Below are 25,905 nucleotides of genomic sequence, written 5' to 3' on the forward strand. Positions count from 1 at the left end.
CGGGGCTCAGGCCCTCCGCAGCGACCGCGTGACGCCGAGGGCGAGCGCGCCGAGCGCTCCGACGACGGCGAACAGGTAGAAGCCCCACGGGAAGGCGGCGCCCGCCGTCACCAGCGCGCCGGTGACGACCGGCCCGACGATGGCGCCGACGCGACCGGCCCCGGCGGACCAGCCGAGTGCGGTGGCGCGCACGGCCGGCGGGTGGTTGGCGCTGGTGAAGGCGTAGACCAGGACCTGCGCCGAGAAGACGAAGCAGCCGGTGAGGAAGCACATCAGGTAGAGGCCGGCGGTGGGCAGCCGCACCGACAGCAGGGCGAGGAACACCGCGCCGGAGACGAACCAGGTCATCCCGGCGACGCGGGCACCGATGCGGTCGGCGACCGTCCCGGCCACCAGCAGGCCGACGATCGCGCCCACGTTGAGGACCAGCAGGAACGCGAGGGAGTTGCCGAGGTCGTAGCCGGCCTCGCGCATGATCGTCGGCAGCCAGTTGTTGAGGCCGTAGACGAGCAGCAGGCCCATGAACGAGGTCACGCCGATGGCCACGGTGTTGCGCGTGTAGCCGCCGGTGAACAGCGACCGGACCGTCGCTGCCGCGCCCGTCCGGGTGGCCGTCGGTGTGGCCGGGCCGGTCTCGGCCTCCAGGGACAGCCCGTGCCGGCGCGCCACCTCCTCGGCCTCCGCACGGCGGCCCGCGGCCAGCAGGTAGGACGCCGACTCCGGCAGCTTGGCCAGCATGAGCGGGACGAGCACGAGGGCGGGCGCGGCACCGATCACGAACATCCACCGCCAGCCCAGGGACGGGATCACGGCGATGGCCAGGGCCGCGGTCGCGACGGCGCCGACGTGGTAGCCGGTCATGATCGTCGTGGTCGCCCGGCCACTGCGCCCGGACCGGCTGAACTCGTTGACCATCGCGATCGCGGTCGGCAGGCAGCCGCCGAGCCCGACGCCGGCGAGGAAGCGCAGGACCCCGAAGACCACCGCGTTGGGCGCGAACGCGCACAGCAGCGTGAACAGCGAGAAGGACACCACCGCACCGATCAGCGCCCTGCGCCGGCCGACGACGTCGGTGAGCGTGCCGATGGTCAGCGCGCCGATCATCATGCCGACCAGGCCGATGGTGATCACCGCCGTCGCCCCGGTCCCGGTGAGGGCGAACTCCTCCGGCTGCAGGAGCGTGGGCACCACGGTGCCGACGACGACCAGGTCGAAGCCGTCGAGCAGCACGGCGACCCAGCACAGCGGGGCGACCCAGCCGGCGGCGCGGGCGACGGCGGTCCCCGGCGTCTGGGCGCGGGTGGGGCTCGAGCTCATCGGGTCCTCCACGGCGAGGGCGTCGGCGGGCGGGTCCGACCGTAGGAGCGCGCCGCCGCCCGTCCCAATCGGCTCCCGCTCACCGGAAGCCCGCGCGCCCGCGCGGCCGGGAGGGCGTCAGGCGAAGACGATGGTGCGGTCGCCCTCGACGACGACCCGGTCCTCGACGTGCCAGGTCACGGCCTGGGCCAGCACCTGGCGCTCGACGTAGCGGCCCACCCGGCGCATGTCCTCGACGGTGGCGCGGTGGTCGACCCGGGCCACCTCCTGCTCGATGATCGGCCCGGCGTCGAGGTCGGGGGTCACGTAGTGCGCCGTCGCCCCGATCAGCTTGACGCCGCGGTCGTGCGCCGCCCGGTAGGGGTTCGCGCCGACGAAGGCCGGCAGGAAGCTGTGGTGGATGTTGATCAGCCGCTCCGGGAAGCGGCCGCAGAAGTCGGCCGAGACGATCTGCATGTAGCGGGCCAGCACCACGAGGTCGACGTCCCCGACCAGCTCCAGCGCGCGGGCCTCGGCCTGCGCCTTGGTCTCCGGCGTCACCGGCACGTGGTGGAAGGGCACGCCGGCCGCCCGCGCCACCGGCTCGAGGTCGGGGTGGTTGGAGACGACGACGGCGATGTCGGCGCGCAGGTCACCGGCGCGCACCCGGTAGAGCAGCTCCTGCAGCACGTGGTCGGTCCTCGACACGAACACGGCCAGCCGCGGCCGGGCGGCGGCCTCCGACAGCCGCCAGGTGAGCTGCCACTGCGCGGCGAGCAGCTCCAGGGCCCCCTCCAGCTGCCGCCGCCGCGCGGACAGTCCCGGCAGCACGAACTCCAGCCGCAGGGTGAACGTGCCGCCCACCGGGTCGGAGGAGTGCTGCTGCGACTCGGTGATGTTCGCCCCGACGTCGGCCAGCAGGCGGGAGAGCACCGCGACGATGCCCGGGCGGTCGGGACAGCGGACCACGAGCCGTCCCACGTCGGTGGAGGCCGGGTCGTGGGCGAGCGGTGCGGCGGACACGCAGGGGATGGTGGCAGGTCCGCGGCATGCCGTTGCGGCCCCGTCCCGGGTCCCGCCCCGAGCGTGCGCGGGGTGGGTAGGACGGGGTCCTCTCCTCACACCGCGGGCAGGCGGGCGCGGGTGCGGTCGGCGACGTCGAACAGGTCGCCGTACTCCTCCACCCGGGCCAGCACCTCCTCGGTGTGGAAGCGCAGCTCGCCGGGGTCGGCGCCGTCCCGGACGGCGTCCACCTCGTCCCAGCCGATCGGCGCCGACACCGTCGCGTCGGGCCGGGCGCGCAGCGAGTAGGGCGCCACTGTGGTCTTGGCCGGGTTGTTCTGGCTCCAGTCGATGAGCACCTTGCCCGGGCGCAGCACCTTCTCCATCCGCCAGACGATGAGGTCGGGGGTCTGCGCCGAGAGCTCCTGGGCCAGCGCCTTCGCGTAGCGAGAGGGGTGCTCGCGGTCGGTCACCCGGATCGGCGCGTACACCTGCACGCCCTTCGACCCCGACGTCTTCACCACCGGGTCCAGGCCGTCGTCGACCAGCCGCACCCGCAGCCGCTCGGCGACCTCGCAGCACTCCCGGATACCGGCGTCCGGGCCGGGGTCGAGGTCGAGCACCAGCAGGTCGGGCAGCGCCGGCTGCCGCTTGCTGCCCACCTGCCACTGCGGCACGTGCAGCTCCAGAGCGGCCAGGTTCGCCGCCCAGGCGAGGTCGGCGACGGTCTCCAGGACCACCATCTCCAGCACCTCGCGGTCGCGCGTGCTGCCGGGGCTGGGCACGGTCACCGTGCGCACCCAGTCCGGCGCGTGCCGGGCGCTGTTCTTCTCGAAGAACGCCGGGCCCTCGACGCCGTCGGGCCACCGGGTGAAGGTCACCGGGCGGCCCGACAGGTGCGGCAGCAGCACCGGTGCGATCCGCACGTAGTAGTCGATCACCTGGGCCTTGGTGAACGAGACCTCGGGGAAGAGCACCTTCTCCAGGTTCGAGACCGACAGCTGCCGGCCCTCCACGCGCACCCGCTGCCGGCTCACGGGCTCCACTCCACCACGACGTCGTCCACGTCGAGGTCCTCGCGCAGCCCCCGCCACGCGGGGTGCCGCAGCCGGCCGTCGGCGGTCCAGGCCGCGAAGGCCACCTCGCCGACGAGCGCGGGCTCGGCCCACCGCGCGTCCCGGGCCACCTCGCGCGGGAGCGCGCCGGCGAACGGCGGCGTGCGGCGGGGGCTGAGCAGCCCGCCGAGCTCGCGCAGCGCCGCGTCGGTGAACCCGGTGCCCACGTGCCCGGCGTACACCAGCCGGCCCTCGTCGTCGTGCACGCCGACCAGCAGCGAGCCCACTCCCCCGGCGCGCCGCCCCCGGCCCGGCCGCCACCCGCCGACGACGACGCTCTGCATCCGCAGGTGCTTGACCTTGACCCACTCCGGCGCGCGCACGCCGGGCCGGTAGGGCGAGTCCAGCCGCTTGGCGACCACGCCCTCCAGGCCGTTGTCCCGGCTGGCCGCGTGCACGCCGGTGCCGCCGCCGCGGAACCACGGCGTGGTCGCCCACCGCTGCCCCGCCGCGCCGAGGGCGTCGAGCCGGTCCCGCCGCTCGGCGTAGGGCCGGTCGAGCAGGCTCTCCCCGCCCTCGGTCAGCAGGTCGAACACCAGGTAGGTCACCGGCGCGGCCGCGGCCAGCCGGGCGACCTCCGTCCCGCCGGTGCGGTGCATCCGGTTCTGCAGCAGGCCGAAGTCCGGCCGCCCGAGCCGGTCGAGCGCCACCACCTCGCCGTCGAGGACCACGTCGGCCCGGTCCAGCGTGTCCGGTATCCGACCCAGTTCGGGATAACGGGCGGTGAGGTCGGTGCCGCTCCGGGCCCACAGCCCCAGCCGGCCGTCCCGGACGGCGGCCAGCGCCCGGACGCCGTCCCACTTGAACTCGTAGCCCCAGGCGGCGTCCTGCCCGCGCGGCGGCAGCTCCCCGGCGACGGCGAGCATCGGCGCCGGCACCGGCGGCGGGTCGGGCAGGGGCACGGGTCAGGCGCTGCGCCGCGAGGTGCGCTTGGCCGGCGGCTTCTCGGCCGGTGCCTTCTTCGCGGCGGTGACCTTGCGCGCCCGGGGGCGGGCCGGCTCCTCGTCCGCGGTCCGCGCCGCCTTCTTCGCGGGCTTCTTGGCAGGCGCCTTCGCGGCAGGCGCCCTCGCGGCGGTCGCCCTCGTCGCGGGCGCCCCGTCGTCGGCACCGTCGTCGGCACCGTCGTCGGCGGCGCCACCGCGGGCCCGCTCGACGCTGCGCCGCAGCGCGCTCATCAGGTCGACGACGGCGGCGCCGGGGTCGGCGGTCTCGGGCACCGGCTGCACCTCACCGCCGCTGGCCTTGGCCTCCAGCAGCGCCGTCATCGCCTCGCGGTAGTCGTCGGTGAACTCGCCCGGGTCGAACTCGCCGGTCATCGAGCCGATGAGCGCCTCGGCCATCTGCAGCTCCTGCGGGCGCACCGACACGTCCTCGTCGAGGAAGCCGAAGTCGGGACGGCGGATCTCGTCGGGCCAGCGCATCGTGTGCAGCACCAGCACGCCGTCCTTGACCCGCAGCGCCGCCAGCGACTCCCGCTGCCGCAGCGCGATCTTGGTGATGGCGACCCGGCCGGTGTTCTCCAGCGCGTCGCGCAGCAGCACGTAGGGGCGGGTCGCCGGGCCGTCGGGCTCCAGGTAGTAGGTCTTCTCGTACTGCACGGGGTCGATGTCGCCCTGGTCGACGAACTGCAGGACCTCGATCTCCCGCCGCGTGGACAGCGGCATCTCGGCGAGGTCGTCGTCGGTGAGGACGACCAGCTGGCCGTCGGGGAGCTCGTACCCCTTGGCGATGTCGCCGTACTCGACCTCCTCGCCGTCGATCGAGCAGACCCGCCGGTACTTCACCCGGCCGCCGTCGGCGGCGTGCACCTGGTGGAACCGGACGTCTCGGTCCTCGGTGGCCGAGTAGAGCTTCACCCCGATGCTGACCAGGCCGAACGAGACCGCGCCGCGCCAGATCGAGCGCATGTCCACTCCCCTTCCCCGGGCTCTGCGACCGCCGGCCGGCCGGTCCCGCAGGATAGGTGCGGGCCCCGGCCACCGGCACGCGCTCGGCCGACGGTCTCCTCCGCCCGGGGGAAGCGGGCTGTGCTGTCCGGACGCTGCCGGTCGCGGCTCAGGCCGACTCGGCGTGCCGGCCGGCGGTGTCGGCGTCCTCGACCCCGCCGGACCCATCGTCCTCCTCGTCGTCGCCGGTGACGCTGCTCTGCAGCGCGTCGTAGGCGAACTGCAGGACGTCGGACCCGGCCACCATCGTCATGGTCAGCGCGGCCAGGCGGGTGGCCCGCGGCGCGGCGACGTAGCTGAAGACGAACGCGGTGCCCACCCACTGCGCCAGGCAGAACGGGCAGGTGACCAGCTCGCCGACGGCGTGCTTCCAGCCGTGCTCGGCGCGCACCTGCTCGGCCAGCTCGGCCTCCCCGGAGGCACCCTGGAAGCGGGCGAACGGTGCGCGCAGCGGGCTGGTGACCGGGTCCTTGGCGATCCGCCGGGCCAGCCGGAAGGTGCCGACGGTGAGCAGCACGGCGTCGCCGAGCGGGATGCGGGTGGGCAGCTCGCGGCCCGAGGCGCGGACGACGGCGGCACCGGCGGCGACGGCGGCGCTGTACACGCTCATCGCGCCGAGGAAGCCGCCGAGCGGGCGGTCCTGCCCGCCGTCGTAGCCCCGGCCCTGCTCCTCCGCCCAGCGGCGCACCGGCCGACTGATCCGCTGCACCTCGTCTGGAATCGCCATGCGCCGGGCGCTACCCGGTGGTGCACCGCCTCATGCCACCGGCGGGCCGTGCGGCGGCGCGGTGGCGGGACGTGGTCCACGTCCCCGCATGGCCCGCCGGGCGGCGGGTAGGCGGAGGGCAGTGCGCCGCCGGGACCCCGGTCCCGGCGGCCCGACAGGAAGGGACCCCGTGACCGAGAACGACAGCGGCGCGCTGCACTCCGCGCAGAACGACGCCGACTTCCCCGACGACGAGCGCGGCCTGACCGGCGTCGCCGCCGACGCCGGCACCCCGCGGCCGGAGGGCCAGACCGCCCGGGACGTGTTCCCCGAGGACGAGGGCATCCCGGAGGTGGCGCAGGACGACTCGCCGACCGTGCAGTCCGCGGAGGACCCGGAGTTCGCGCCGATGCCGGGCGAGGACCCCGGCGCGGTGACCGACTTCGGCACCACCGCCCGCGAGCAGTCCGACGGGGAGTCGCTCAGCGGCCGGCTCGACCGCGAGGTGCCCGACGTCCAGCCCGGCGTCCGGCCGGCCGAGGACCCCCAGGCGGCGCAGATGCAGCTCGAGCAGGACACCTCGACCACCCCCGAGAGCGACTCGGGCACGAACCGGACCGCCGACGACGTCGAGGCGACCGCCGACCGGCGCGCCGGCGGCGAGGGCCCCGAGGAGGCCGCGGTCCACGCGATCGACCCCTGACGCGGGGCGCACCCCCACCGCCGGCCGGCCCGGCGGGACGTCACCGGGACGTCCCGCCGGGCCGGCCGGCGTCCCCCGGGCCGGTTGGCGGACCGCCATCCGGTTGTCTACGTTGGGGAACGCGGTTGAGCAGGCAGCCGTGCGCACGGCCGGCCGACCGCCGCCGGAGCGCCTTCGACCACCACCGTGCCGCCGGGGGCCAGACAGCCCCGCCGGGGCGCGGCGGTAGATTGACCGGTGGCCGCGTCGTTCGGCGTGTCCACTGAGAGGAGCTGCGTCCGTGACCGCATCCGACCTGCCCGCCGGAGGGCAGCACGACGTGTCGACCGAAGGCACGGAGGCACCCTTCGACGACGTGATCACGCTCTCGACCTCCACCGGTGAGGACGGCGCGGTCACGGTGACGGTCGTCGGCGAGGTCGACACGTTCACCGCTCCGGTGCTGCGTTCCTCGCTCGACACCCAGCTCGAGCAGCAGCCGCGCGAGCTGGTCATCGACCTGTCCGGCGTCCAGTTCCTGGGCTCCGCCGGGCTGGCCGTCCTCGTCGAGACCCAGAAGTCGGCCCGCGCCCGCGAGGTCGACCTGCGCCTGGTCGCCACCACCCGGGCGGTCACCCGCCCGCTGGAGGTCACCGGCCTGATCGACCTGTTCACCATCGTGGACAGCAGCGCGCGCTGACCCCGGCCGCGACCGCACCGTGAGGCCCCGCTCCGGCGGGGCCTCACGGCGGTGCGGGCCCCCTGGCTAGGCGGACAGCAGGCGACACACTGCCTGCTCGAGCGCCCTCTGCGCCTCCCGGTCGTCGTCGGCCCCGGCCACCTCGGCCAGCGCGTCGGCGACGGTCTCCCCGTGCTCGTACCGGTCGACCACCCGTGGGTCGACGTAGCTCGCCTTGCACACCGCCGGCGTGTTGCCGAGGTGCTCGGACACCCGCACGTAGGCCGCCCGGATCGTCTTGTCCCGCGCCGTCTTGTTCCGCGGCGGCGGCTGCTCGGCCAGCGCGGCGGCCATCAGCACGGTGGCGTTCCAGGTGCGGAAGTCCTTCGCGGTGATCTCCGCGCCGCTGACCTCCTTGAGGTACGCGTTGATCTCGTCGCTGGTGACGTCGCGCCAGGCGCCGTCCTCGAGCTGGTAGGCCAGCAGCTCGTCGCCGGTGTCGTCCGGCCGCTCCAGCAGGTGCCGGACGACGGTGGCCGTCGGCCGGTCGGTGATCTCCACCTCCCGCTCGATGCCGCCCTTGGCGGTGTAGCGGAAGTACGTCCGCTCCCCGCGCACGGTCACGTGCTCCCGCCGCAGCGTGGCCAGCCCGTAGGTGCCGTTCTCCTCGGCGTACTCCTCGCTGCCGATCCGGAACGTACCCAGGTCCAGCAGGCGCAGCGCGCAGGCCAGCACCCGCTCGCGGTTGAGCCCGCGGGTGCGCAGCGCCGCCGCGACCTGGTCGCGCACGTCGGGCAGCTCCTGCGCGATGGCCAGCACCCGCTCGTGCTTCTCGGCGTCCCGCCGCGCTCGCCAGGCGTCGTGGTAGCGGTACTGCCGGCGGCCGGCCGCGTCCAGACCGGTGGCCTGGATGTGGCCGTTGGGCCACGGGCAGATCCAGACGTCCTGCCACGCCGGCGGGATCGCGATCGAGCGGATCCGGTCGAGCCGGTCGGCGTCGCGGATCAGCTGCCCCTGCTCGTCCCGGTAGGAGAACCCGCGGCCGGCCCGGCGCCGCGTCCAGCCGCGGCCGTGCACGTCGCTGCGCCTCAGTCTCACGCCCCCTGGATGCGCACCGGACGGGTCCGCCAAACGGTGCGGTCACCCACCCGGAGCGCTCAGCGCAGCTCGACCAGCCGCTGCAGCCCGCTGACCTCGAGGATGTGCCGGGTCACGCCGCCGTCGGGGGCGTGCACCACCAGGCGCCAGCCCTCCGTCTCGGCGATGGCGGCCACGGCCAGCACCACCCGCACCGCGGCGCTGCTGAAGAGGGTGACCGGGGTGAGGTCGAGCTCGACGCGCACCGTGCCGCCGTGGCTGGCCTCGAGCAGCCGGATCCGCAGCTGGTCGGCGCTGACCATGTCGACGTCGCCGGAGGCCCGCACCACCGGGCTGCCGCCGTGCCGGTCGACGACGACGGTCGCGCCGGTGCCACCCGCGGGGTGCTCGGGCTCCTCGTCGGGCGACTGCCGCAACCGGGTCCGCAGGGTGACCGTGGTGCCGTGCTCGCCGCGCACCACCATGCCGTCGACCAGCTGCCGCATGATCAGCAACCCGCGGCCGCGGTCGCCGGGGTCGCGGTCGGGCGGGCGCCAGGTGCCCTCGTCGTGCACGGTCACGGTCAGCACGCCGTCGACGTCGACCGCCGCGGTCACCTGTACCGGCCCGGGCTCGGTGTCGCGGTAGGCGTGCTCGGCGGCGTTGGCGCACGCCTCGCCCACGGCCACCATGACGCCGACCCGGTCCTCCTCGCCCATGCCCAGCGCGGTCAGCCAGGCGCCGAGCCGCCGGCGCACCGCCGGGAGGGACGACGGGACGGCGACCAGGTCCAGTTGCAGCGGCTGTACCGAGTGCGCCCGGCGGTGCGCGACCAGGACGGCGATGTCGTCGGGCTGGGCCCCGCCGGTGATCAGCCCGCCGGCGATGACGCCGGCCAGGCCGGCCAGCGCCTCCCCGTCGAGGGCCGCGGGGTCGGTCAGCGCGGCGCCCGCCACCTCGGTCAGCCGGGCCAGGCCCTGCGACGGCGGCGGGCCCGGGGCGGCGACGGCGCCGTCGGAGTAGAGGACGAGCGTGGCGCCGGGCTCCAGCTCGGCCCGGGCCACCGGCGTCGGGACACCCGGCAGGGTGCCCAGCGGCGGTCGGGCGGTGACCGGCAGGAAGTCGCTGCGGCCGTCGGCGTGCACCAGCAGCGGTGCGGGGTGCCCGGCGGCGGCGTAGCTGATCGCGCCGGTGGCGGCGTCGAGCACGCCGTAGAACACCGAGGCGCCCTGCACGTCGTCCATCTGGGCGGCGAAGTCGTCGAGCGCGGCGAGCACCGCGGCGGGCGCCGGGTCGCGCAGCGCGCTGGAGCGCAGCGCCCCCCGCAGCCGGCTCATCGCCGACGCCGCCCGCACGCCGTGGCCGACGGCGTCGCCGATGACCAGCGCCAGCCGCCCGTGGCCGATCGGCACCGCGTCGTACCAGTCCCCGCCGGCCGCGCGGACCGAGCTGGCCGGGTGGTAGCTGCCCGACAGCCGCACGTCGGGCAGCAGCGGCAGCGACGGCGGCAGCAGGGAGTGCTGCGCCGGGTCGACGACGGGCTGCTCCGGCGGGACGGGCGGAGCCTGCTGGACCGGGCGGTCGTCGACGCCCTCCACCACCAGCACGACACCGGGGTCGCCCGCGGCCGGCAGCGGGCTGAGCGTCACGGTGACCGACGGGCCGTCGGTGTCCAGGACGCCGGTGAGCGTCTCGGGGCGGCCCGACCGCAGCACCGCGGCGACCACGTCGGCGACCGGCCGGCCGCCCACGACGGGCAGGGCCGCGGGGTCGCCGCCCAGCTCGCGGGCGCGCGCGTTGGCCCACAGGGTGCGCGGCCCCGGGCCGGACAGGAACCACAGCGCGGAGGGGGCGTGCTCCAGGGCGGCGACGAGAGCTGCCGGGCCCGCGTCCTCGGGAGGACGGGGCCCCGGCGGCAGGCTGCCCTGGCTGGCGTTCATCCGGGCCTAGCAGACAACAGGGCGGTGGCCTCGGCAACCGCGCAGGGGCGGGCCGCCGGAGGGCCACCGGGTCGGGTGGCCGCGGTGTTTGGCGGCCCGCCGGACCCGGGTATGGCGCCTCGCTGGCGCGGATCCGGGCGAGGCCTGCACCCACGCGCGGTCGCGGCCGCGTGACGGGGCAGACTGGAGGCCGGACCCCGGGCCCAGAGGCGAGGCCGGTACCGAGCCGGCCCCCGGTGGGGGCGCGACCCCTGCGGGCAGCCGGCGCGACGGAGCTGAGGAGCAGACGACGGATGGCGGACCCGAGGAGTGCCCTCGCCCAGGACGGGCGGCGCGCCGAGCGACTGGAGCTGCGCGTGCCCACCACGCCGACGCAGCTCCCCGCGGTGCGCGCGATGGCCGGTGACCTGGCGATCCGCATGGACTACGACCTCGACTCGGTCGAGGACCTGCGGCTGGCCGTGGACGAGGCCTGCGCGACGCTGACGGCGATCGCGCTGGGGAGCTCCCCGCTGACGGTGGTCTTCGAGACCACCCGCGCCGGCCTGCACATCGACGCCTGGGTGCCGGTGGCGGAGGGCACCGCGGTGCCCCGCGACGGCTTCGGCTGGGCGGTGCTGCAGACCCTGGCCGACAACGTCGAGGGGCGGACGGTCACGCAGGCCGACGTCCCCGCCGGCGACGGCGGCGGCGACCCGGTCGGCGTCATCTCGATGGACAAGTACCTGCCCGGCCAGCGGCCCGGCGAGCTCGTCGGCGGCGCGGGCCGGAACCGCTCGGTCGCCCCGTGAGCCCGGCGGCCGCCAGCCGACGGGCCGTCGAGGAGGACCCCCTGCACGACGACGCACCCGGGACCCCGGAGGGTCCGCGCGAGGAGACGGCCGCTCCGGTCGCCGGCCCCGCCGCGACCGACGACGGCGAGGCCGACGACACCGAGGCCGACGACACCGAGGCCGACGACACCGAGGCCGAGGACGCCGAGGCGGACGACACCGAGGCCGAGGGCGGGGCGGACGCCCCGCGGGAGCCCGACGCCGCGCCGGTGTCGGACAACCGGCGCCGGGCCGAGCGGACCGCCCCGCTGTTCGCCGAGCTCGCCACGCTGGAGAAGGACGACCCGCGGCGCGAGCGGCTGCGCGAGATCCTGGTCGAGGAGCACCTGCCCCTCGTCCGGCACTTCGCCCGCCGCTTCAGCAACCGCGGCGAGCCCTTCGACGACCTGCTGCAGGTGGGCACGCTGGGCCTCATCGCGGCCATCGACCGGTTCGACCCGACCCGCGGGGTGGAGTTCCTCTCCTTCGCCGTCCCCACCATCACCGGGGAGATCAAGCGGCACTTCCGCGACCAGGGCTGGTCGGTGCGCGTGCCGCGGCGCCTGCAGGAGCTGCACCTGTCGCTGAACTCCGCCGTCGGTGAGCTCGCGCAGAAGAACGGGCGCGCGCCGACGCCGTCGGAGCTCGCCGAGCACCTGGGCATCCCGCGCGAGGAGGTGCTCGAGGGCCTGGCGGTGGCCAACGCCTACCGCAGCAGCTCGCTGGACGAGCGGCTCTCCGGCGAGGACGACTCCCCCACCCTGGCGGCCACCCTCGGCGAGGAGGACGCCGCGCTCGAGGGCGTGGAGTACCGCGAGTCGCTGCAGCCGCTGCTGGCCACCATCCCGGCCCGCGAGCGCCGCATCCTCATCCTGCGGTTCTTCGGCAACATGACCCAGTCGCAGATCGCCGCCGACATCGGCATCTCGCAGATGCACGTGTCGCGGCTGCTGTCGCAGACCCTGGCCAAGCTCCGCGAGGGCCTGCTCAAGGACTGAGGAAGGACCCCCTCACCCCCCACACCTCGCTGGCGCTCGGCGCGGGCGACCGAGGGGCGGCTACTTCAGGGTGGCGAGCTGGATGAGGTTGCCGCAGGTGTCGTCCAGGACGGCGGTGACCACCGGGCCCAGGTCGGTCGCGTCCTGGGTGAACACCACGCCCAGCCCCTTGAGCCGCTCGACCTCGGCGTGCACGTCGTCGACGGCGAACTGGGTGAACGGGATGCCGTCGGCGACCAGGGCCTCCTTGAGCGGGCGGGCCGCGGGGTGCCCGTCGGGCTCCAGCAGCAGCTCGACGCCGTCGGGGTCGGCCGGGGAGACCACGGTGAGCCACCGCGCGCCGCCGGCGGGCACGTCGGTCTTCTTCGTGAAGCCCAGCTTCTCGGTGTAGAAGGCCAGGGCCTTGGCCTGGTCGTCGACCCACACGCTGGTGACGTTGATCCGGATCACGGGCCGGGTTCCTCTCGCTCGACGGGCCACCGCTCGAGGATCGACCGCAGCGGGCCGGTGTCGAGGTGGTGGAACTTGTACCGGCCCTGCCGCCGGGTGCGCACCAGGCCGGCCTGCTCCAGCACCGCGAGGTGCTGGGAGACCGCCTGGCGCGTGGAGGCCAGGCCGTGCTTGGTGCTCAGCCGGCCGCAGATCTCGAACAGCGTCTGACCGTCCCTCTCGGTCAGCTCGTCGAGGATGGTGCGCCGGGTCGCGTCACCGAGGGCCCGGTACAGGTCCGGGTCGGCGTCCACGGGCACCTTCATAGGCAAGCGGCCACTTGCCTGTCAAGGGGGTCAGGACTGCGGCGGCAGGCCGTTGTGCTGCTGGGCCACCTCGGCCACCTCGGACAGCGCCGGGGGCACGGGCAGGGCCGGCCCGTCGTCGGCGATGCTGTGCAGCTCGATCCTGGCCTCGGGCTGCTCGGCGGCCGGTGGCAGCTGCGACTCGAACCAGCCGCTGGTGTCGATCCGCGAGGCCGGCCGCTCGCCGTCAGCCGGGGTCGGCACGTCGAGGAAGGACCGCTCGCCGTCCGCCCCGCCGAGCCGGCCCAGACCCTCCAGCGCCCGGCTGAACTCGCTGGGGACGATCCACATCTTGTTGGCGTCGCCCTGCGCGATCTGCGGCAGCGTCTGCAGGTACTGGTAGGCCAGCAGCCCCTGGTCGGGCTTGCCGTCGTGGATGGCCTGGAAGACGGTCTCGATCGACTTCGCCTGCCCCTGTGCCTGCAGGAACAGCGCCGCGCGCTCGCCCTCGGCCCGGAGGATCCGGCTCTGCCGCTCGGCCTCCGCCTGGAGGATGGCCGCCTGCTTCTCGCCCTCCGCGGACAGGATCGCCGCCGCCTTCTGCCCCTCGGCCGAGGTGATCGCGGCCTGCCGCTGCCCCTCGGCGGTGAGGATGATCGCCCGCTTGTCGCGGTCGGCGCGCAGCTGCTTCTCCATCGAGTCGCGGATCGACGGCGGCGGCTCGATCGCCTTGATCTCCACCCGGGCCACCCGCAGCCCCCACGGGCCGGTGGTGCCGTCGAGCACCTCGCGCAGCTGGCTGTTGATGCCGTCGCGGCCGGTCAGCGACTGCTCGAGGTTCAGCCCGCCGACGACGTTGCGCAGCGTCGTCGTGGTCAGCTGCTCCATGCCGGTGATGTAGTTCGCGATGCCGTAGACGGCCAGCCGCGGGTCGGTGACCTGGAAGTAGACGACGGTGTCGATGCCCACCTGCAGGTTGTCGGCGGTGATCACCGGCTGCGGCGGGAAGGAGACGACCTGCTCGCGCAGGTCCACCGTCGCGCGCACGCGGTCGATGAAGGGCACCAGCAGCGACAGGCCCGGCGAGAGCGTGCGGCTGTAGCGGCCGAGCCGCTCGACCACCTTGGCCTGCGCCTGCGGGACGATCGTCACCGCCTTGACCACGACCAGCACGAACACCAGCGCCACGACGACGAGGGCGATGAGGGCGGCGTCCACGGGTACCTCCTGGGCCGGGTGGCGGTGCTGCTGACGATCTTCCCCCGCGCGGGCCGGCGGGTCACGTCCCCCCGCCGTGGGTCACCGCAGCTCGAGCGCCTCGCCGACGACGGCGGTCGCGCCCTCCACCTGGAGGATGCGCACGGTGGTGCCGACGTCGAAGACCTCGTCGCCGAACTGGGTGCGGGCGCTCCACTCGTCGGCGCCCACCTGGATGCGGCCACTGGAGCGACCGACCGCGCGGGTCACCGTGGCGGTGCGGCCGACGAGGGCCTGCACGCCGTCGACGTGCCCGGGCACCCGGCTGTCGAGGCGGGCCCGGGCGGCGGGCCGGGCGACGGCCAGCAGGATCGCGGACACGACGATGAAGGCGACGATCTGCAGCGCGACCGCCCCGCCGGCCAGGGCGACGGCACCGCCGCCGAGCGCGCCGCCGGCGAGCATCAGCAGCACCAGGTCGCCACTGGCCACCTCCCCCGCGACGAACAAGCCCGAGGCGACCAGCCAGAGCACCCACGCAGCCATGCCCCCAGTCTCCCAGGTCCGCCCGCGGCGGCGGGGTCCCGTGCACGCCGACGTAACCTCGCCGGGTGCACGACCTCCCCGCCGGCCGGTTCGCGGTCTGGGCGACCGCCTGGCTCTCCGGCCGCACCGCCTACGACACCGCCCTCGACGCCCTCGCCGACGACCGCGCGCACCGGGTGACCGGCCTGCCCGGCACGTCCGACGCCGTCCCGCTCGGGTGGGCGCTGACCGCGCTGCGCGGGCTCGGCGAGCGGCGGGTGCGGCTGGTGCTGCCGGTGCCGGGCGACGTCCGCGGGCTGCCGCGCGCGCCGGGGCTGGCCGCGCTGGCCACCGAGGCCGGGCAGGCCGCCGTCGGCGCGCACGTGGCGCTGGTGCCCGAGGAGCTCGGGCCGGAGGTGACCGCGTGGACGGCGTTCCCGCTCGACGGCGTCCCGCCCGCGGCGCCGCCGGTCGAGGGCTCGCTGCGCGCGGTGTCGGGAGCGCTGGACCTCGCCGTCGGCGACGCGGCGCGCACGCTGGCTGCCCTGGACCTCGCCCGCTGGAACCCCGAGGTCCCGGCGCTGCTGACCGGGCTGGGCAGCGCGCAGGCGCCGGGCTTGCCCGACGACACCGACCCGCTGGCGCTGTCGGTGCTCGCCCGCGCGCGGCGGCTGGCGCGGGTGCTCGACCTGGCGACGGCCGACGCGCCGGGCGCCGCGGTCACCCACGCGCAGGCCGCGGCCCGCGACGACGCGCTGCGCCCGCTGGCCACCGCCGTCCGCGAGGCCACCGTCGCCGCGTACAACGCCGTCCCCCGCTGACCTCCCCCGCCGCGGCCCGCTCCCGGGGCGTTCCTCGCGCGGGAGGGGTGCTGCAGGACCCGCAGAGCACGAGGAACGCCCCCGGAGCGGACCACCTCAGGGACGGCGGGCGGTGACCAGCCAGGCCGCGGAGCCGAACTCGACGCCGTCCGGGCCGGCGTGGGCCTCGAGCCGGCGCCGCAGGTCGGCCACCGCGCGCTCCCGGGCCGCGTCGTCGCGCCCCTCCAGCAGCCAGCCGGCGAGGCCGAGGACGAACGCCAGGGCGTCGTCGACGTCGCTGCCGAACCACTCCGGCTCGGTCAGACCCTCGACCTCCACCTGACGGTGACCCGAGGCGGCGAGCACTTCCCGGAGCCGCGCGGGATCGGCCAGGGAGAACGGGCCCGGGGCGCCCGGTGGCGGGGCCGGCAGCGGGCGCCCGGCGGCCAGCGCCCCCAGGATCTCGGTCATCCACTCGTTGGCCTCGAGCGCCTGCCAGACGAGCAGCACCAGCCGGCCGCCGGGGACCAGGGCGCGGCCCACGTTGGCCAGCGCGGCCACCGGGTCGGCGAAGAACATCGCGCCGGTCCGGCTGATCGCCACGTCGAAGCCGGCCGGCGGGAAGGCGGCGACCTGGGCGTCGGCCTGCTCGAACCGGGCGCCGGTCAGCCCCTCCTCGGCGGCGCGCCGCCGGGCGACCTCGAGCATCGCCGAGGACAGGTCGACGCCGAGCGCGGACCCGGTGCGGCGTGCGGCCTCCCGGGTCGTGCGGCCGGTGCCGCAGCCGACGTCGAGGACCCGCTCCCCCGGCCGCAGGTCGGCCGCGGCGAGGAAGGCGGCGTCGTAGCGGGCGACCGACCGGTCGAAGCGGTCGGCCTGGGCGGCCCAGTACGCCCCCTGGGCGCCGTCCCAGGCGCCGAGCTGCCCGGCGTTGGCGGGGTGGACGTGGACCACGGCTCACCGTCCTCGGCAGGTACGGGAGCCCGAGCGTCCACCCCGCGGGCGGACCGGTCAACGCCTCAGGCCGGGCGGCGGTGGACCGGTCGCGGGGGCCGGAGGCTCCCCGACGGGGACGCCGGCGGGGCTCAGCTCGTGCCGGGGGACGGCTCCTGGTCGCGGTGTCGCCCGGTAGGGCGACGAACGAAGCAGCACGCCGCGGGGCAGTTCGTGCCCAGCCGCGGCTCGGCCCCCGAGCGCCGCTCCTCGAGCAGCTCGCGCACCATGGCCACGAACGCCGGGTGGGTGCCGGCGGTGCCGGCCCGCACGAACACCAGCCCGAGCTCCCCCGCGGTCTCCTCCGCCTCGTTGTCGAGGTCCCAGACGACCTCGAGGTGGTCGCTGACGAACCCGACCGGGAACAGCACGACCGCGGTCTCGCCGTTCTCGTGCAGCGCCCGGAGGTGGTCGTTGACGTCGGGCTCGAGCCACGGCACCGACGGCGGGCCGCTGCGGCTCTGCCACACCAGGTCGACGGGGCGGCCCGGGTCGACGGCGTCGACGACGGCCCGCGCCGCGGCCTGCAGCTCGGCCTCGTAGGCGTGCCCGTCGGGCCCGGCGACGGCGGCCATCGACTCGGGGATCGAGTGCGCCGTCGCCACCAGCCGCGCCGAGGCGCGGTGCTCCTCGGGCAGCCGGTCGAGCGCGGCGGCCAGCGCGTCGGCGTTGGCCCGCACGAAGCCGGGGGCGTCGGAGTAGTGCGGCAGCTTCTCCGCGGTGGGCCCTCCCCCGGTGGCGATCCGGGCCCGGGCGACGTCCTCGTGGTACTGCCGGCAGCCGGAGTAGGAGGCGTAGGCGGAGGTGGCGAGCACGTAGACGTGCTCGATCCCGTCGTCGGTCATCTGCTGCCAGACGTCCTCGACGTAGGGGTCCCAGTTGCGGTTGCCCCAGTAGACCGGCAGGTCGACGCCGGCTGCCGCGAGGTCCGCCCGGACGGCGGCGACCAGCGCCTCGTTCTGTTCGTTGATCGGGCTGACGCCACCGAAGTGGTGGTAGTGCTCGGCGACGTCGAGCAGCCGCTCGGGCGGGACGCCGCGGCCGCGGGTGACGTTCTCCAGGAACGGCATCACGTCGTCGGAGCCGCGGGGCCCGCCGAAGGAGAGCACCAGCAGCGCCTCCCGGCGGCCGGCCGGGGCGGGGGACGCCGCCGGCGGCGTCCCCCCGTTGTTGCGGACGGCGAGCGAGGGGTCCTCGTCGGGACGCTGGCCGGGGTACAGGTCGACGGTGGCGCGGGGCACGGACTCTCTTCTCGGGGTGGTGCGGGGACGGATGCGCTCACACGCCGACGGCGTGGCTCTGTGACCTCACACGCCTACGGCGTGGAAGCCGCCGTCGACGTGGACGATCTCCCCGGTGGTGGCGGGGAACCAGTCCGACAGCAGGGCGACGACGGCCTTGCCCGCGGGCTCGGTGTCGGTGACCGACCAGCCCAGCGGGGCGCGGCCCTCCCACGCCTCCTCGAACTGGGCGCTGCCGGGGATGGACTTCATGGCCATGCTGCGCAGCGGGCCGGCGGCGACGATGTTGGACCGCACGCCCTCGGGTCCGAGCTCGCGGGCCAGGTAGCGGCTGACCGACTCCAGCGCCGCCTTGGCCGCGCCCATCCAGCCGTAGACCGGCCAGGCGACGGAGGCGTCGAAGGTCAGCCCGACGACCGACGACGGGTTGGCCAGCAGCGGCCGGCAGGCCTGGGTGAGCGAGGCGTAGGACCACGACGACACCTGGAACGCCGTCGCCGCGTGCTCCCAGGCGACCTCGGGGAAGCCCTCCCCCATCGCCTCCTGCGGCGCGAAGCCGATGGAGTGCACGACGCCGTCGAGGCGGTCGAAGCCCGCCTCGCGCAGCCGGCCGGCCAGCGAGTCGAGGTGCTCGGTGTTCGTCACGTCGAGCTCGACGACGGCGGCCTCCTGCGGCAGCCGCTTGGCGATCCGCTGGCACAGCGACAGCGCCCGCCCGAAGTTCGACAGCACCACCGTCGCGCCCTGCTCCTGTGCGATCCGCGCGGTGGCGTAGGCGATCGACGCCTCCGTCAGCACGCCGGTGACGAGGACCTTCTTGCCCTCGAGTACGCCGCCCATCAGTGCCCCATCCCCAGTCCGCCGTCGACCGGGACGACCGCCCCGGTGATGTAGCCGGCCGCGTCGCCCGCCAGGAAGCGCACCACGCCCGCGATCTCCTCCGCCGAGGCGTACCGGCCCAGCGGCACCTGCCCGAGGATCTCCTGCTGCCGCTTCTCCGGCAGCGCCGCCGTCATGTCGGTCTCCACGAAGCCCGGGGCCACCACGTTGGCGGTGATCCCGCGGCTGCCCAGCTCGCGGGCGATGGAGCGGGCCAGCCCGACCAGCCCGGCCTTGGACGCCGCGTAGTTGGTCTGCCCGGCCGAGCCCAGCAGGCCCACCACCGAGCTGACGAACACGATCCGGCCGCTGCGCGCGCGGACCATCTTCGCCGCGGCGCGCTTGGAGACCCGGTAGGCCGCGGTGAGGTTGGCGTCGAGGACGTCGGTGAAGTCGGCCTCCTTCATCCGCATGAGCAGCCCGTCGCGGGTGATCCCGGCGTTGCTGACCAGCACCTCGACCGGGCCCTGCGCCTCCTCGACCTCGCCGAACGCGCGGTCGACGGCGTCGGCGTCGGTGACGTCGCACTGCACGCCGAGCAGGCCCTCGGGGGCGCCGCTGCCGCGGTGGGTGACCGCCACCCGGTCACCCTGCTCGGCGAAGGCGCGGGCGATGGCCAGCCCGATCCCCCGGTTGCCGCCGGTCACCAGCACCGACCTGGCCACGTGCACCCCCTGAGCTGCCGATCCGTCCGGCTGTCGAACCTAGTCGCTGGGCGCCGGTCACACCTCGCCACGGTCGGCCGCCGCCCGCAGCAGCCGGGCGACGTCCGGCCGCGCGGCGTGCACGCCGGCCTCCAGGAACGACTGCTGCAGCACCTCGTGCACCCGGTCGCGCGCCATCATGTCCGCGCCCATGACCTCCTGCTCGGCCTGGCCGGGGGTGAACACGACGGTCCGCACGCCGGCCGCCTCCAGCGCCCGCACCTCCCGGTCGAGCTGCCGCTGGGAGTACCGGCGCATGGCCGCGGTGAAGTCCTGGCGCCAGCCCGGCGACCCGCTCATCGGCGCCACCACGACGACGACGCCGACGCCGGTGCCACGCAGGACGGCGGCGTTGGTGGCCGAGTGCACCCCGCCGTCGACGTAGGTGTGCCGGCCGATCGCGACCGGGGTGAAGTACCCGGGCACCGCGCACGAGGCGGCCACGGCGAGGTGCAGCGGCGCGGGCGGGGACCCCGGCCGGCCGAAGACGACGCGGCGCCCGTCGCTGCGGCGCACCGCGGTGACCCACAGGTCGCGCTCGGGCCAGGTGGGTCCCTCGACCTCGCGGAGCGCCGCCAGCTGGGACACGATGTCGTGCCGGCCCGGGGCCAGCAGCGTCATGCCGGCGGCGAGGGGGCGGAACCGCCACGGGCGGGCCAGGGCGCGGGCGACCAGCGGCGGGCCCGGCAGCCGCATCGGCCGGCGGAAGAGGTCCAGCGGGCGGAACGGTGCCAGCTCGGGGACGTCGGTGGCGGCGATGGTGCGCAGCACGTCGTCCTCGCCGGACAGCGGCGCCTTCACCGTCCAGGCGGCGAGGTCCTCCGGTGAGACGCCGGCCCGCAGCAGGCTGCCGGTGATCGACCCGGCGGAGGTGCCGACGACGACGTCCGCGGTGCGCGCGTCCCACCCGGTGTCGTGCTGCAGCACCGCGAGCACGCCCGAGTGGTAGGCCTGCCCGACGACGCCCCCGCCACCCAGCACCAGACCCACGCGGACCACCCCACGAGCCTGCCACGGTCGGGACGGCGCGGCTGCGCCTCGGGGTGCACACCTACGCTGGCCCCGTGTTCCTCCTCTTCGGGTTCGGCACGCGGCAGCGGCACCTGGGCCCCGGGGCGGTGCGCACCTGTCCACGCTGCTCGAACACGACGCAGTGGGCCCGGGTCCGGCAGTTCCGCCAGTTCTCCCTCTTCTTCGTGCCGGTCGCCCGGTGGCGACGGCAGACGCTCGAGGTCTGCGGGGTGTGCGGCACCGCCGTCGAGGTCTGAACCCGGCCGACCTCAGCCGATGCGGACCGGCAGGGCGCGCGGGCCGCGGATCTGCCCGGTCGACCACCGCACCGCCCCCGGGTCGGCGAGGGTGAACTCCGGCACCCGGTCGAGCCAGACGTCGAGGGCCACCCGCAGCTCCATGCGCGCCAGGTGCGAGCCCACGCAGCGGTGGATGCCGAGACCGAAGGCGGCGTGCCGGTTGACCTGCCGGTCGACGAGCACCTCGTCGGCGCGCTCGAACTGCGCCGGGTCGCGGTTGGCCGCGGGGAAGGACAGCAGCACCCAGTCCTCGGCCCGCATGTCCACGCCGCGCCAGGTGACGTCCTCCTTCACCAGGCGGGCCATGGTCACCGGGGCGTAGGCGCGCAGGAACTCCTCGACCGCCGTCGTCCGCAGGCCCGGCTCGGCCACCAGGCGGCGGCGGTCCTCGGGGTGGCCGGCGAGGTGCCACAGGGAGGCGCCGATGGCGCTCCACGTGGTGTCGATGCCGGCGATGAGCAGCAGCGCCATGGTGCCGGCCACGTGCGCGGGCTCCAGCCTGCGGCCGTACAGCTCGGCCTCCAGCAGGTGGCCGGTGAGGTCGTCGCGCGGGTGCTCGAGGTGGTCGCGGATCTGCACCAGCAGGTACTCGAACAGGTGGCTGCTGCGCGCCATCCGCTCCTCGGGAGGCAGGTCGATGCCCTCGAGCGCGTTCTCCACGAAGTGCCGGAAGCGGTGCCCGTCCTCCGGCGGGAAGCCCAGCATGTCGGCCATGACCCGCACCGGGACGTGCTGGGCGTAGTCGGCGGCCGCGTCGACGACGTCGCGGCCGGCGAACCCGTCGACCAGCGCGTGGCAGAACGCCCGGGTCGACTCCTCGTAGCGGGAGACGGCCGTCCTGGTGAACGCCGGCAGCAGCAGCTTGCGGGCGTCGTGGTGGAACGGCGGGTCGGACGAGATGGGCGGGGTGCCGCCGACCGGCGCGAGGCTCCGCGGCGGCCGGAAGTTGCCGGCGATGATGCCGCGCGAGGAGAAGTGCTCGGTGTCGTGGGCGACCGCGGCGACGTCCTCGTAGCGGGTGGGCAGCCACGCCCCGCCGAACCGCTCGGTGTGCGCGATCGGGCAGCGCTGCCGCAGGTCGTCCCAGATGCCGATGGCGCCCTGCGCCCACTCCTCCCCGGTGTGCGAGAAGTCGGTGGCCCAGTCGCTGACCGGTCCGGTGACCACCTCGCTGAAGGTGCCGAGGGCGGGGTCGGCGCGAAGAGCGCCCGCGTCGGCGGTGAAGCGGTCGTCGACGGTCACCGCGCCGCCTCCTGCTCCACGGCGGTCCCCTCGTACACCAGGACGGCGGCCTCGGGGCAGTTGTCGGCGGCCAGCCGGGCGTCGTCCTCCTCGCCGGCGGGCACCTCGCCGCCGGGGACGAGCACGGTGCCGTAGCCCTCGCCGTCCTCGCCGAAGAGGTCGGGCGCGAGGTCGTAGCAGCGGCCGTGCCCCTGGCACAGGGACGGGTCGATCGAGATCCTCATGGCCGGGTCCCCTCCTGGTCGTCCGGGCCGGGCGCGGCCCTCGCGGTGGAGCGAACCGCCGCCGGATCGGCAGCGTCAAGGGGGGCGCGCCGCGCGCCGGCCGCTCACCCGAGCAGCAGGGCGACTCCCACGAGGACGGGCACCGACAGCACCGTGGTCAGCAGGACGACGTCGCGCGCGACCGCGGTGGGCCGGCCGTTCGCGGCGGCGTAGACGAACACGTTGTGTGCCGTCGGCAGCGCCGAGGTGACCGTGACCGCCAGCAGCCCGGCCCCGTCGAGCCCGGCGACCCACCGGCCGAGCGCGTAGGCCAGCAGCGGCTGGGCCAGCGTCTTGAGCGCCACCGCCAGCCAGACCTGCCCGGCCGCGCTCCCGGAGGCCGGCCGGGGCGCGCCGTGCAGGCTCATGCCGTAGGCCAGCAGCGCGGCCGGCACGGCCAGGCCCGCGGTCAGCTCGACCGGGCGCAGCACCACCGCGGGCAGCGCCAGCCCGCTGGCGGCGACCACCAGCCCCAGCGCGCACCCGACGACGACCGGCGTCCGCACCGGCGCGGTGAGCACCCGCCACCGCGACCCGCCCCCGGGCCGGCGGCCGGCGAGGACGGCCAGGCCGACGGGCGCCATGACCAGCACCTGGAACAGCAGCACCGGGGCGACGGAGGAGGCGTCGCCGAGCACGTGGACGGCCACCGGCACGCCGAGGTTGCCCGCGTTGACGTAGGAGGCGGCCAGCGCCCCGGTCGCCACCTCGGCCGCGGGCCGGCGCCGGCGCCACCCGGCGAGCAGGGCGTACCCCGCGGCGCAGGCCACCGCGCTGCCCGCCGTCGCGACGAGGGCCGGCGAGACGAGGGCCGCGGGGTCGGCGTCGAGCAGGGTGAGGAACAGCAGCGAGGGGGTCGCCACGGAGAAGGCCAGCCGCGACAGCACCTCCGGGGCGCCGCCGCCCAGCGTGCCGGCCCGGCCCACGAGCCAGCCCACGGCGATCACCGCGGCCAGCGCCGCGAAGCCGCCGAGGACGGCGTTCACCGGCTCACCGCGGCGCGGCCCGCACCGCCTGCCCGGGCCGCCGGGCGGCGGCCCGCGGGCTCACCGGGGCAGGACGAGCACGCCGTCGACCCGCCGCGGGATGCCGGTGTGGCCGTCGGTGAGCTCGGCCGGCAGCACCTCCTGCGGCGCGCCCTGCCAGGTGACCGGCCGCAGGAACCGGCGGACGGCGGTGGTGCCCACCGAGGTGTGCTGGGAGTTGGTCGAGGGCCACGGGCCGCCGTGGTGCTGTGCCCAGGAGACCGCCACCCCGGTCGGGTAGGCGTCGTAGACCAGCCGCCCGGCCCGCGTGCGCAGCTCCTGCGAGACGGCCAGCGGCAGCTCGGTCTCCCCGGTGCCGCGCAGCACGGTGGCGGTGAGCGACGACGGCATCGCGCCCAGGGCCGCGAACAGCTCGGCCTCCCCGTCGTAGCGCGCCACGACCGAGACCGGGCCGAAGCACTCCTCGGTGACCTCGTCGGGCAGGGCGGCGGCGGTGGTCTGCAGCAGCCGGGGCACCGCCTCGAAGCCGCGGCCGGAGGGGTCGCCGCCGCGGGCCACCTCCACGACGCCCGGCGCGCCGGCCAGGCCGTCGGAGATGCGCCCGTAGGAGGCGGCGATGCCCGCGTTGAGCAGCACCGGCGCGGCGGTGGCGCGGACCGCCTCGGCCATCGCGTCGACGACGGCGTCGCCCTCCGGCCCGGCCGGCACGAGGGCCAGCCCGGGCTTGGTGCAGAACTGGCCGCCGCCCAGGGTGAAGGAGCCGACCAGCTCGGTGCCGATGGCGGCGCCCCGCTCGGCGGCCGCCGCCGGGGTGACGACGACCGGGTTGAGGCTGGACAGCTCGCCGTAGAAGGGGACCGGGTCGGGGCGCTGCTCGATGACCCGCTGCAGCGCCTGCCCCCCACCGAGGGAGCCGGTGAACCCGACGGCGCGGACCGCCGGGTGGGCGACCAGGTCGGCGCCGGCCTGCAGGCCGTGCACGATGCCGAGGGTGCCGTCGGGTGCGCCGGCCTTCCGCGCGGCGGCGTCGAGGACGTCGAACACGAGCTGCGAGGTGGCCGGGTGCGAACCGTGCGCCTTGACGACGACGGGGCAGCCGGCGGCCAGCGCCGAGGCGGTGTCCCCGCCGGGGACGGAGAAGGCCAGCGGGAAGTTGCTGGCCCCGAAGACGGCGACCGGGCCGATCGGCACGAGCATCCGGCGCAGGTCCGGGCGCGGGCCCATCGGGGTGTCCCCGGCGTGGTCGATCGCGGCCTCGAGGTAGCTGCCCTCCTCGAGCACCTCGGCGAACAACCGCAGCTGGTAGCAGGTGCGGGTGAGCTCCCCGTTCAGCCGCGTCGGGCCCAGGGCCGTCTCCCGGTCGGCGAGCGCCACGACGTCCTCGCGCCGGGCCTCCAGCGCGTCGGCCAGCGCCCGCAGCAGGGCCGCCCGGCCGCCGCGGCCGAGGGCGTCGAGGCCGGGGGCGGCGGCGAGCGCGGCCGCGCAGAGCCGGTCGACCTCCGCGGTGGTGGTCTCCTGGGCGACGACCTCGACGGTCTCGCCGGTGCGCGGGTCGGTGCTGACGACGTCCATGTGCGGTGCTCCTCCGGTGGTGCTCAGCGGGCGGTGTCGACGTGCGCGCGGTCGACCGTCCAGGCGCGGGCCCGGTCGGTCAGGGTGACGCCCAGGCCCGGGCGGTCGGACAGGTGCATCCGGCCCTCGCGCGTCTCGAGCCGCTCGTGGAACAGCGGGTGCAGCCAGTCGAAGTGCTCGACCCACGGCTCGATCGGGTAGGCGGCGGCCAGGTGGACGTGGATCTCCATGGCGAAGTGCGGCGCGAGGCCGAGGTTTCGGTGCTCGGCCAGCGCGGCGAGCTTGAGGAACTGGGTGATCCCGCCGACGCGCGGTGCGTCGGGCTGGAGCACGTCCACCGCGCCCTGCCGGATCAGCTCGTGGTGCTCCGCGACGCTGGTGAGCATCTCCCCCGTCGCGATCGGCGTGTCCAGCGCCCGGGCGAGCTGCGCGTGCCCCTCCGCGTCGTAGGCGTCGAGCGGCTCCTCGATCCAGACCAGGTCGAACTCCTCCAGCCGGCGGCCCATCCGCATCGCGGTGGGCCGGTCCCACTGCTGGTTGGCGTCGACCATGAACGGGACGGCGTCGCCGAGGTGCTCGCGGACGGCGCGCACCCGGCGCAGGTCCTCGGCGGAGTCGGGCAGGCCGACCTTGATCTTGATGCCGCCGACGCCGGACTCCAGGGTGCGGGTGGCGTTGTCCCTCACCTGCTCCACCGACTCGTGCAGGAAGCCCCCCGAGGTGTTGTAACAGCGCACCGAGTCGCGGTGGGCGCCGAGCAGCTTGGCCAGCGGCAGGCCGGCGCGCTTGGCCTTGAGGTCCCACAGCGCCACGTCGAGGGCGGCGATCGCCTGCGTCGAGGCACCGCTGCGGCCCACCGACGCCCCGGCCCAGACGAGCTTGGTCCACAACCGGGCGATGTCGTTGGGGTCCTCGCCGACGAGGTCCGGCGCGACCTCGCGGGCGTGCGCGAACTGCGCCGGCCCCCCGGCCCGCTTCGAGTAGCTGAACCCGAGGCCCTCCAGGCCGGCCTCGGTGCGGATCTCGGCGAACAGGAACGCGACCTCGGTCATCGGGCGCTGGCGGCCGGTGAACACCTTCGCGTCGCTGATCGGGTCGGCCAGCGGCAGCGTGACCGACGAGAGGGTGACCGACTCGATGCGGTCGAGCACCGCGGGGGCGGCACTCGGGGTCAGGACGGGGGTGGTCGTCACGGGGTCCTCCGGG

The 25,905-nt window shown here is 75.9% G+C and carries 28 protein-coding genes; 6 read left to right on the forward strand and 22 right to left on the reverse strand.

The features are described 5' to 3' along the window. Positions 1-6: 6 nt before the first annotated feature. The 6 genes from BLQ97_RS22525 to BLQ97_RS22550 all read right to left on the reverse strand — a co-directional run bounded on the left by BLQ97_RS22525 (position 7) and on the right by BLQ97_RS22550 (position 6,086). A complete protein-coding gene (locus BLQ97_RS22525) occupies positions 7-1,317 on the reverse strand; it encodes an MFS transporter (RefSeq protein ID WP_091369357.1) in 1,311 nt (436 codons plus the stop codon). Between the two features lie 117 nt (positions 1,318-1,434). After that, a complete protein-coding gene (gene purU, locus BLQ97_RS22530) occupies positions 1,435-2,319 on the reverse strand; it encodes a formyltetrahydrofolate deformylase (protein ID WP_091369359.1) in 885 nt (294 codons plus the stop codon). Between the two features lie 95 nt (positions 2,320-2,414). Then, the gene (ligD, locus tag BLQ97_RS22535) at positions 2,415-3,335 is read right to left on the reverse strand and encodes a non-homologous end-joining DNA ligase (RefSeq protein ID WP_175471886.1); all 921 of its coding nucleotides are present in this window, start codon (positions 3,333-3,335) and stop codon (positions 2,415-2,417) included. Continuing rightward, the gene (gene ligD / locus BLQ97_RS22540; protein ID WP_245692661.1) at positions 3,332-4,315 is read right to left on the reverse strand and encodes a non-homologous end-joining DNA ligase; all 984 of its coding nucleotides are present in this window, start codon (positions 4,313-4,315) and stop codon (positions 3,332-3,334) included. Before ligD (BLQ97_RS22540) ends, ligD (BLQ97_RS22535) begins: the two co-directional genes overlap by 4 nt. A gap of 3 nt (positions 4,316-4,318) precedes the next feature. Continuing rightward, on the reverse strand, positions 4,319-5,320 hold the full coding sequence (ku, locus tag BLQ97_RS22545; RefSeq protein WP_091369362.1) for a non-homologous end joining protein Ku: 1,002 nt from the start codon (positions 5,318-5,320) through the stop codon (positions 4,319-4,321). 148 nt (positions 5,321-5,468) lie between these two features. Continuing rightward, the gene (locus tag BLQ97_RS22550) at positions 5,469-6,086 is read right to left on the reverse strand and encodes a DUF1360 domain-containing protein (protein WP_091369365.1); all 618 of its coding nucleotides are present in this window, start codon (positions 6,084-6,086) and stop codon (positions 5,469-5,471) included. A gap of 169 nt (positions 6,087-6,255) precedes the next feature. On the opposite strand from BLQ97_RS22550, the gene BLQ97_RS22555 reads away from it, so the two are divergent. Then, complete coding sequence (locus BLQ97_RS22555) at positions 6,256-6,768, forward strand: hypothetical protein (protein WP_175471887.1); 513 nt, start codon at positions 6,256-6,258, stop codon at positions 6,766-6,768. A 280-nt stretch (positions 6,769-7,048) separates the two neighbouring features. After that, on the forward strand, positions 7,049-7,447 hold the full coding sequence (locus tag BLQ97_RS22560) for an STAS domain-containing protein (RefSeq protein ID WP_091369369.1): 399 nt from the start codon (positions 7,049-7,051) through the stop codon (positions 7,445-7,447). 66 nt (positions 7,448-7,513) lie between these two features. Here BLQ97_RS22560 and BLQ97_RS22565 read toward each other — a convergent pair whose 3' ends face one another. After that, a complete protein-coding gene (locus BLQ97_RS22565) occupies positions 7,514-8,524 on the reverse strand; it encodes a DNA topoisomerase IB (RefSeq protein WP_245692664.1) in 1,011 nt (336 codons plus the stop codon). 59 nt (positions 8,525-8,583) lie between these two features. Further along, positions 8,584-10,443: a SpoIIE family protein phosphatase gene (locus tag BLQ97_RS22570; protein WP_091369373.1), complete on the reverse strand. Its 1,860-nt coding sequence runs from the start codon at positions 10,441-10,443 to the stop codon at positions 8,584-8,586. Positions 10,444-10,736: 293 nt separating this feature from the next. Between BLQ97_RS22570 and BLQ97_RS22575 the strand changes: the two genes are divergently transcribed. Both BLQ97_RS22575 and BLQ97_RS22580 read left to right on the forward strand, forming a co-directional pair. Then, complete coding sequence (locus BLQ97_RS22575; protein WP_091369376.1) at positions 10,737-11,234, forward strand: ATP-binding protein; 498 nt, start codon at positions 10,737-10,739, stop codon at positions 11,232-11,234. Then, on the forward strand, positions 11,231-12,253 hold the full coding sequence (locus tag BLQ97_RS22580; RefSeq protein WP_091369377.1) for an RNA polymerase sigma factor SigF: 1,023 nt from the start codon (positions 11,231-11,233) through the stop codon (positions 12,251-12,253). Before BLQ97_RS22575 ends, BLQ97_RS22580 begins: the two co-directional genes overlap by 4 nt. A gap of 60 nt (positions 12,254-12,313) precedes the next feature. On the opposite strand, the gene BLQ97_RS22585 is transcribed toward BLQ97_RS22580, so the two are convergent. From BLQ97_RS22585 to BLQ97_RS22600, 4 genes are all read right to left on the reverse strand, one after another. Then, on the reverse strand, positions 12,314-12,703 hold the full coding sequence (locus BLQ97_RS22585) for a VOC family protein (protein WP_091369380.1): 390 nt from the start codon (positions 12,701-12,703) through the stop codon (positions 12,314-12,316). Then, complete coding sequence (locus BLQ97_RS22590; RefSeq protein ID WP_245692666.1) at positions 12,700-12,996, reverse strand: ArsR/SmtB family transcription factor; 297 nt, start codon at positions 12,994-12,996, stop codon at positions 12,700-12,702. The genes BLQ97_RS22585 and BLQ97_RS22590 overlap by 4 nt, the downstream gene beginning before the upstream one ends. A gap of 42 nt (positions 12,997-13,038) precedes the next feature. Then, on the reverse strand, positions 13,039-14,205 hold the full coding sequence (locus tag BLQ97_RS24330) for an SPFH domain-containing protein (protein ID WP_091369384.1): 1,167 nt from the start codon (positions 14,203-14,205) through the stop codon (positions 13,039-13,041). Between the two features lie 81 nt (positions 14,206-14,286). Further along, entirely contained in the window at positions 14,287-14,730 is a 444-nt protein-coding gene (locus BLQ97_RS22600) for an NfeD family protein (protein WP_091369386.1), read from the reverse strand. A gap of 65 nt (positions 14,731-14,795) precedes the next feature. Here BLQ97_RS22600 and BLQ97_RS22605 point away from each other — a divergent pair, with 65 nt between their 5' ends. Further along, the gene (locus BLQ97_RS22605; protein ID WP_091369388.1) at positions 14,796-15,530 is read left to right on the forward strand and encodes a serine/threonine-protein kinase; all 735 of its coding nucleotides are present in this window, start codon (positions 14,796-14,798) and stop codon (positions 15,528-15,530) included. A 96-nt stretch (positions 15,531-15,626) separates the two neighbouring features. On the opposite strand, the gene BLQ97_RS22610 is transcribed toward BLQ97_RS22605, so the two are convergent. From BLQ97_RS22610 to BLQ97_RS22630, 5 genes are all read right to left on the reverse strand, one after another. Beyond that, complete coding sequence (locus BLQ97_RS22610; protein ID WP_091369391.1) at positions 15,627-16,463, reverse strand: class I SAM-dependent methyltransferase; 837 nt, start codon at positions 16,461-16,463, stop codon at positions 15,627-15,629. 131 nt (positions 16,464-16,594) lie between these two features. Further along, the gene (locus tag BLQ97_RS22615) at positions 16,595-17,743 is read right to left on the reverse strand and encodes a ferrochelatase (RefSeq protein ID WP_091369394.1); all 1,149 of its coding nucleotides are present in this window, start codon (positions 17,741-17,743) and stop codon (positions 16,595-16,597) included. Positions 17,744-17,809: 66 nt separating this feature from the next. Continuing rightward, a complete protein-coding gene (gene fabI / locus BLQ97_RS22620) occupies positions 17,810-18,583 on the reverse strand; it encodes an enoyl-ACP reductase FabI (RefSeq protein ID WP_175471888.1) in 774 nt (257 codons plus the stop codon). Further along, a complete protein-coding gene (fabG, locus tag BLQ97_RS22625) occupies positions 18,583-19,287 on the reverse strand; it encodes a beta-ketoacyl-ACP reductase (protein WP_091369506.1) in 705 nt (234 codons plus the stop codon). The genes fabI and fabG overlap by 1 nt, the downstream gene beginning before the upstream one ends. Positions 19,288-19,344: 57 nt before the next feature. Further along, entirely contained in the window at positions 19,345-20,325 is a 981-nt protein-coding gene (locus tag BLQ97_RS22630) for a patatin-like phospholipase family protein (protein WP_091369397.1), read from the reverse strand. A 65-nt stretch (positions 20,326-20,390) separates the two neighbouring features. Between BLQ97_RS22630 and BLQ97_RS22635 the strand changes: the two genes are divergently transcribed. Continuing rightward, on the forward strand, positions 20,391-20,594 hold the full coding sequence (locus BLQ97_RS22635) for a zinc-ribbon domain-containing protein (protein ID WP_091369507.1): 204 nt from the start codon (positions 20,391-20,393) through the stop codon (positions 20,592-20,594). Between the two features lie 12 nt (positions 20,595-20,606). Here the strand turns inward: BLQ97_RS22635 and BLQ97_RS22640 are convergent, their stop codons facing one another. The 5 genes from BLQ97_RS22640 to BLQ97_RS22660 form a co-directional block, all read right to left on the reverse strand. Further along, the gene (locus BLQ97_RS22640) at positions 20,607-21,878 is read right to left on the reverse strand and encodes a cytochrome P450 (protein ID WP_091369401.1); all 1,272 of its coding nucleotides are present in this window, start codon (positions 21,876-21,878) and stop codon (positions 20,607-20,609) included. Beyond that, positions 21,875-22,102: a ferredoxin gene (locus tag BLQ97_RS22645; protein ID WP_091369404.1), complete on the reverse strand. Its 228-nt coding sequence runs from the start codon at positions 22,100-22,102 to the stop codon at positions 21,875-21,877. The genes BLQ97_RS22640 and BLQ97_RS22645 overlap by 4 nt, the downstream gene beginning before the upstream one ends. A gap of 104 nt (positions 22,103-22,206) precedes the next feature. Beyond that, complete coding sequence (locus tag BLQ97_RS22650; protein ID WP_091369408.1) at positions 22,207-23,127, reverse strand: AEC family transporter; 921 nt, start codon at positions 23,125-23,127, stop codon at positions 22,207-22,209. Positions 23,128-23,187: 60 nt separating this feature from the next. Continuing rightward, positions 23,188-24,699, reverse strand: a complete 1,512-nt coding sequence (locus tag BLQ97_RS22655; protein WP_091369411.1) for an aldehyde dehydrogenase (NADP(+)) — start codon at positions 24,697-24,699, stop codon at positions 23,188-23,190. 23 nt (positions 24,700-24,722) lie between these two features. After that, entirely contained in the window at positions 24,723-25,892 is a 1,170-nt protein-coding gene (locus tag BLQ97_RS22660; protein WP_091369414.1) for an L-talarate/galactarate dehydratase, read from the reverse strand. Positions 25,893-25,905 lie beyond the last annotated feature (13 nt).

Source organism: Geodermatophilus telluris (genome assembly GCF_900102745.1).
GTDB lineage: Bacteria > Actinomycetota > Actinomycetes > Mycobacteriales > Geodermatophilaceae > Geodermatophilus > Geodermatophilus telluris.

What these genes read in the sequence shown, in the direction of transcription:
- BLQ97_RS22525 (WP_091369357.1), bottom strand. Translation starts at nt 1,317, where the DNA reads ATGAGCTCGAGCCCCACCCGCGCCCAGACGCCGGGGACCGCCGTCGCC.
- ku (WP_091369362.1), bottom strand. Translation starts at nt 5,320, where the DNA reads ATGCGCTCGATCTGGCGCGGCGCGGTCTCGTTCGGCCTGGTCAGCATC.
- BLQ97_RS22550 (WP_091369365.1), bottom strand. Translation starts at nt 6,086, where the DNA reads ATGGCGATTCCAGACGAGGTGCAGCGGATCAGTCGGCCGGTGCGCCGC.
- BLQ97_RS22570 (WP_091369373.1), bottom strand. Translation starts at nt 10,443, where the DNA reads ATGAACGCCAGCCAGGGCAGCCTGCCGCCGGGGCCCCGTCCTCCCGAG.
- BLQ97_RS22575 (WP_091369376.1), top strand. Translation starts at nt 10,737, where the DNA reads ATGGCGGACCCGAGGAGTGCCCTCGCCCAGGACGGGCGGCGCGCCGAG.
- BLQ97_RS22600 (WP_091369386.1), bottom strand. Translation starts at nt 14,730, where the DNA reads ATGGCTGCGTGGGTGCTCTGGCTGGTCGCCTCGGGCTTGTTCGTCGCG.
- fabI (WP_175471888.1), bottom strand. Translation starts at nt 18,583, where the DNA reads ATGGGCGGCGTACTCGAGGGCAAGAAGGTCCTCGTCACCGGCGTGCTG.
- BLQ97_RS22645 (WP_091369404.1), bottom strand. Translation starts at nt 22,102, where the DNA reads ATGAGGATCTCGATCGACCCGTCCCTGTGCCAGGGGCACGGCCGCTGC.
- BLQ97_RS22655 (WP_091369411.1), bottom strand. Translation starts at nt 24,699, where the DNA reads ATGGACGTCGTCAGCACCGACCCGCGCACCGGCGAGACCGTCGAGGTC.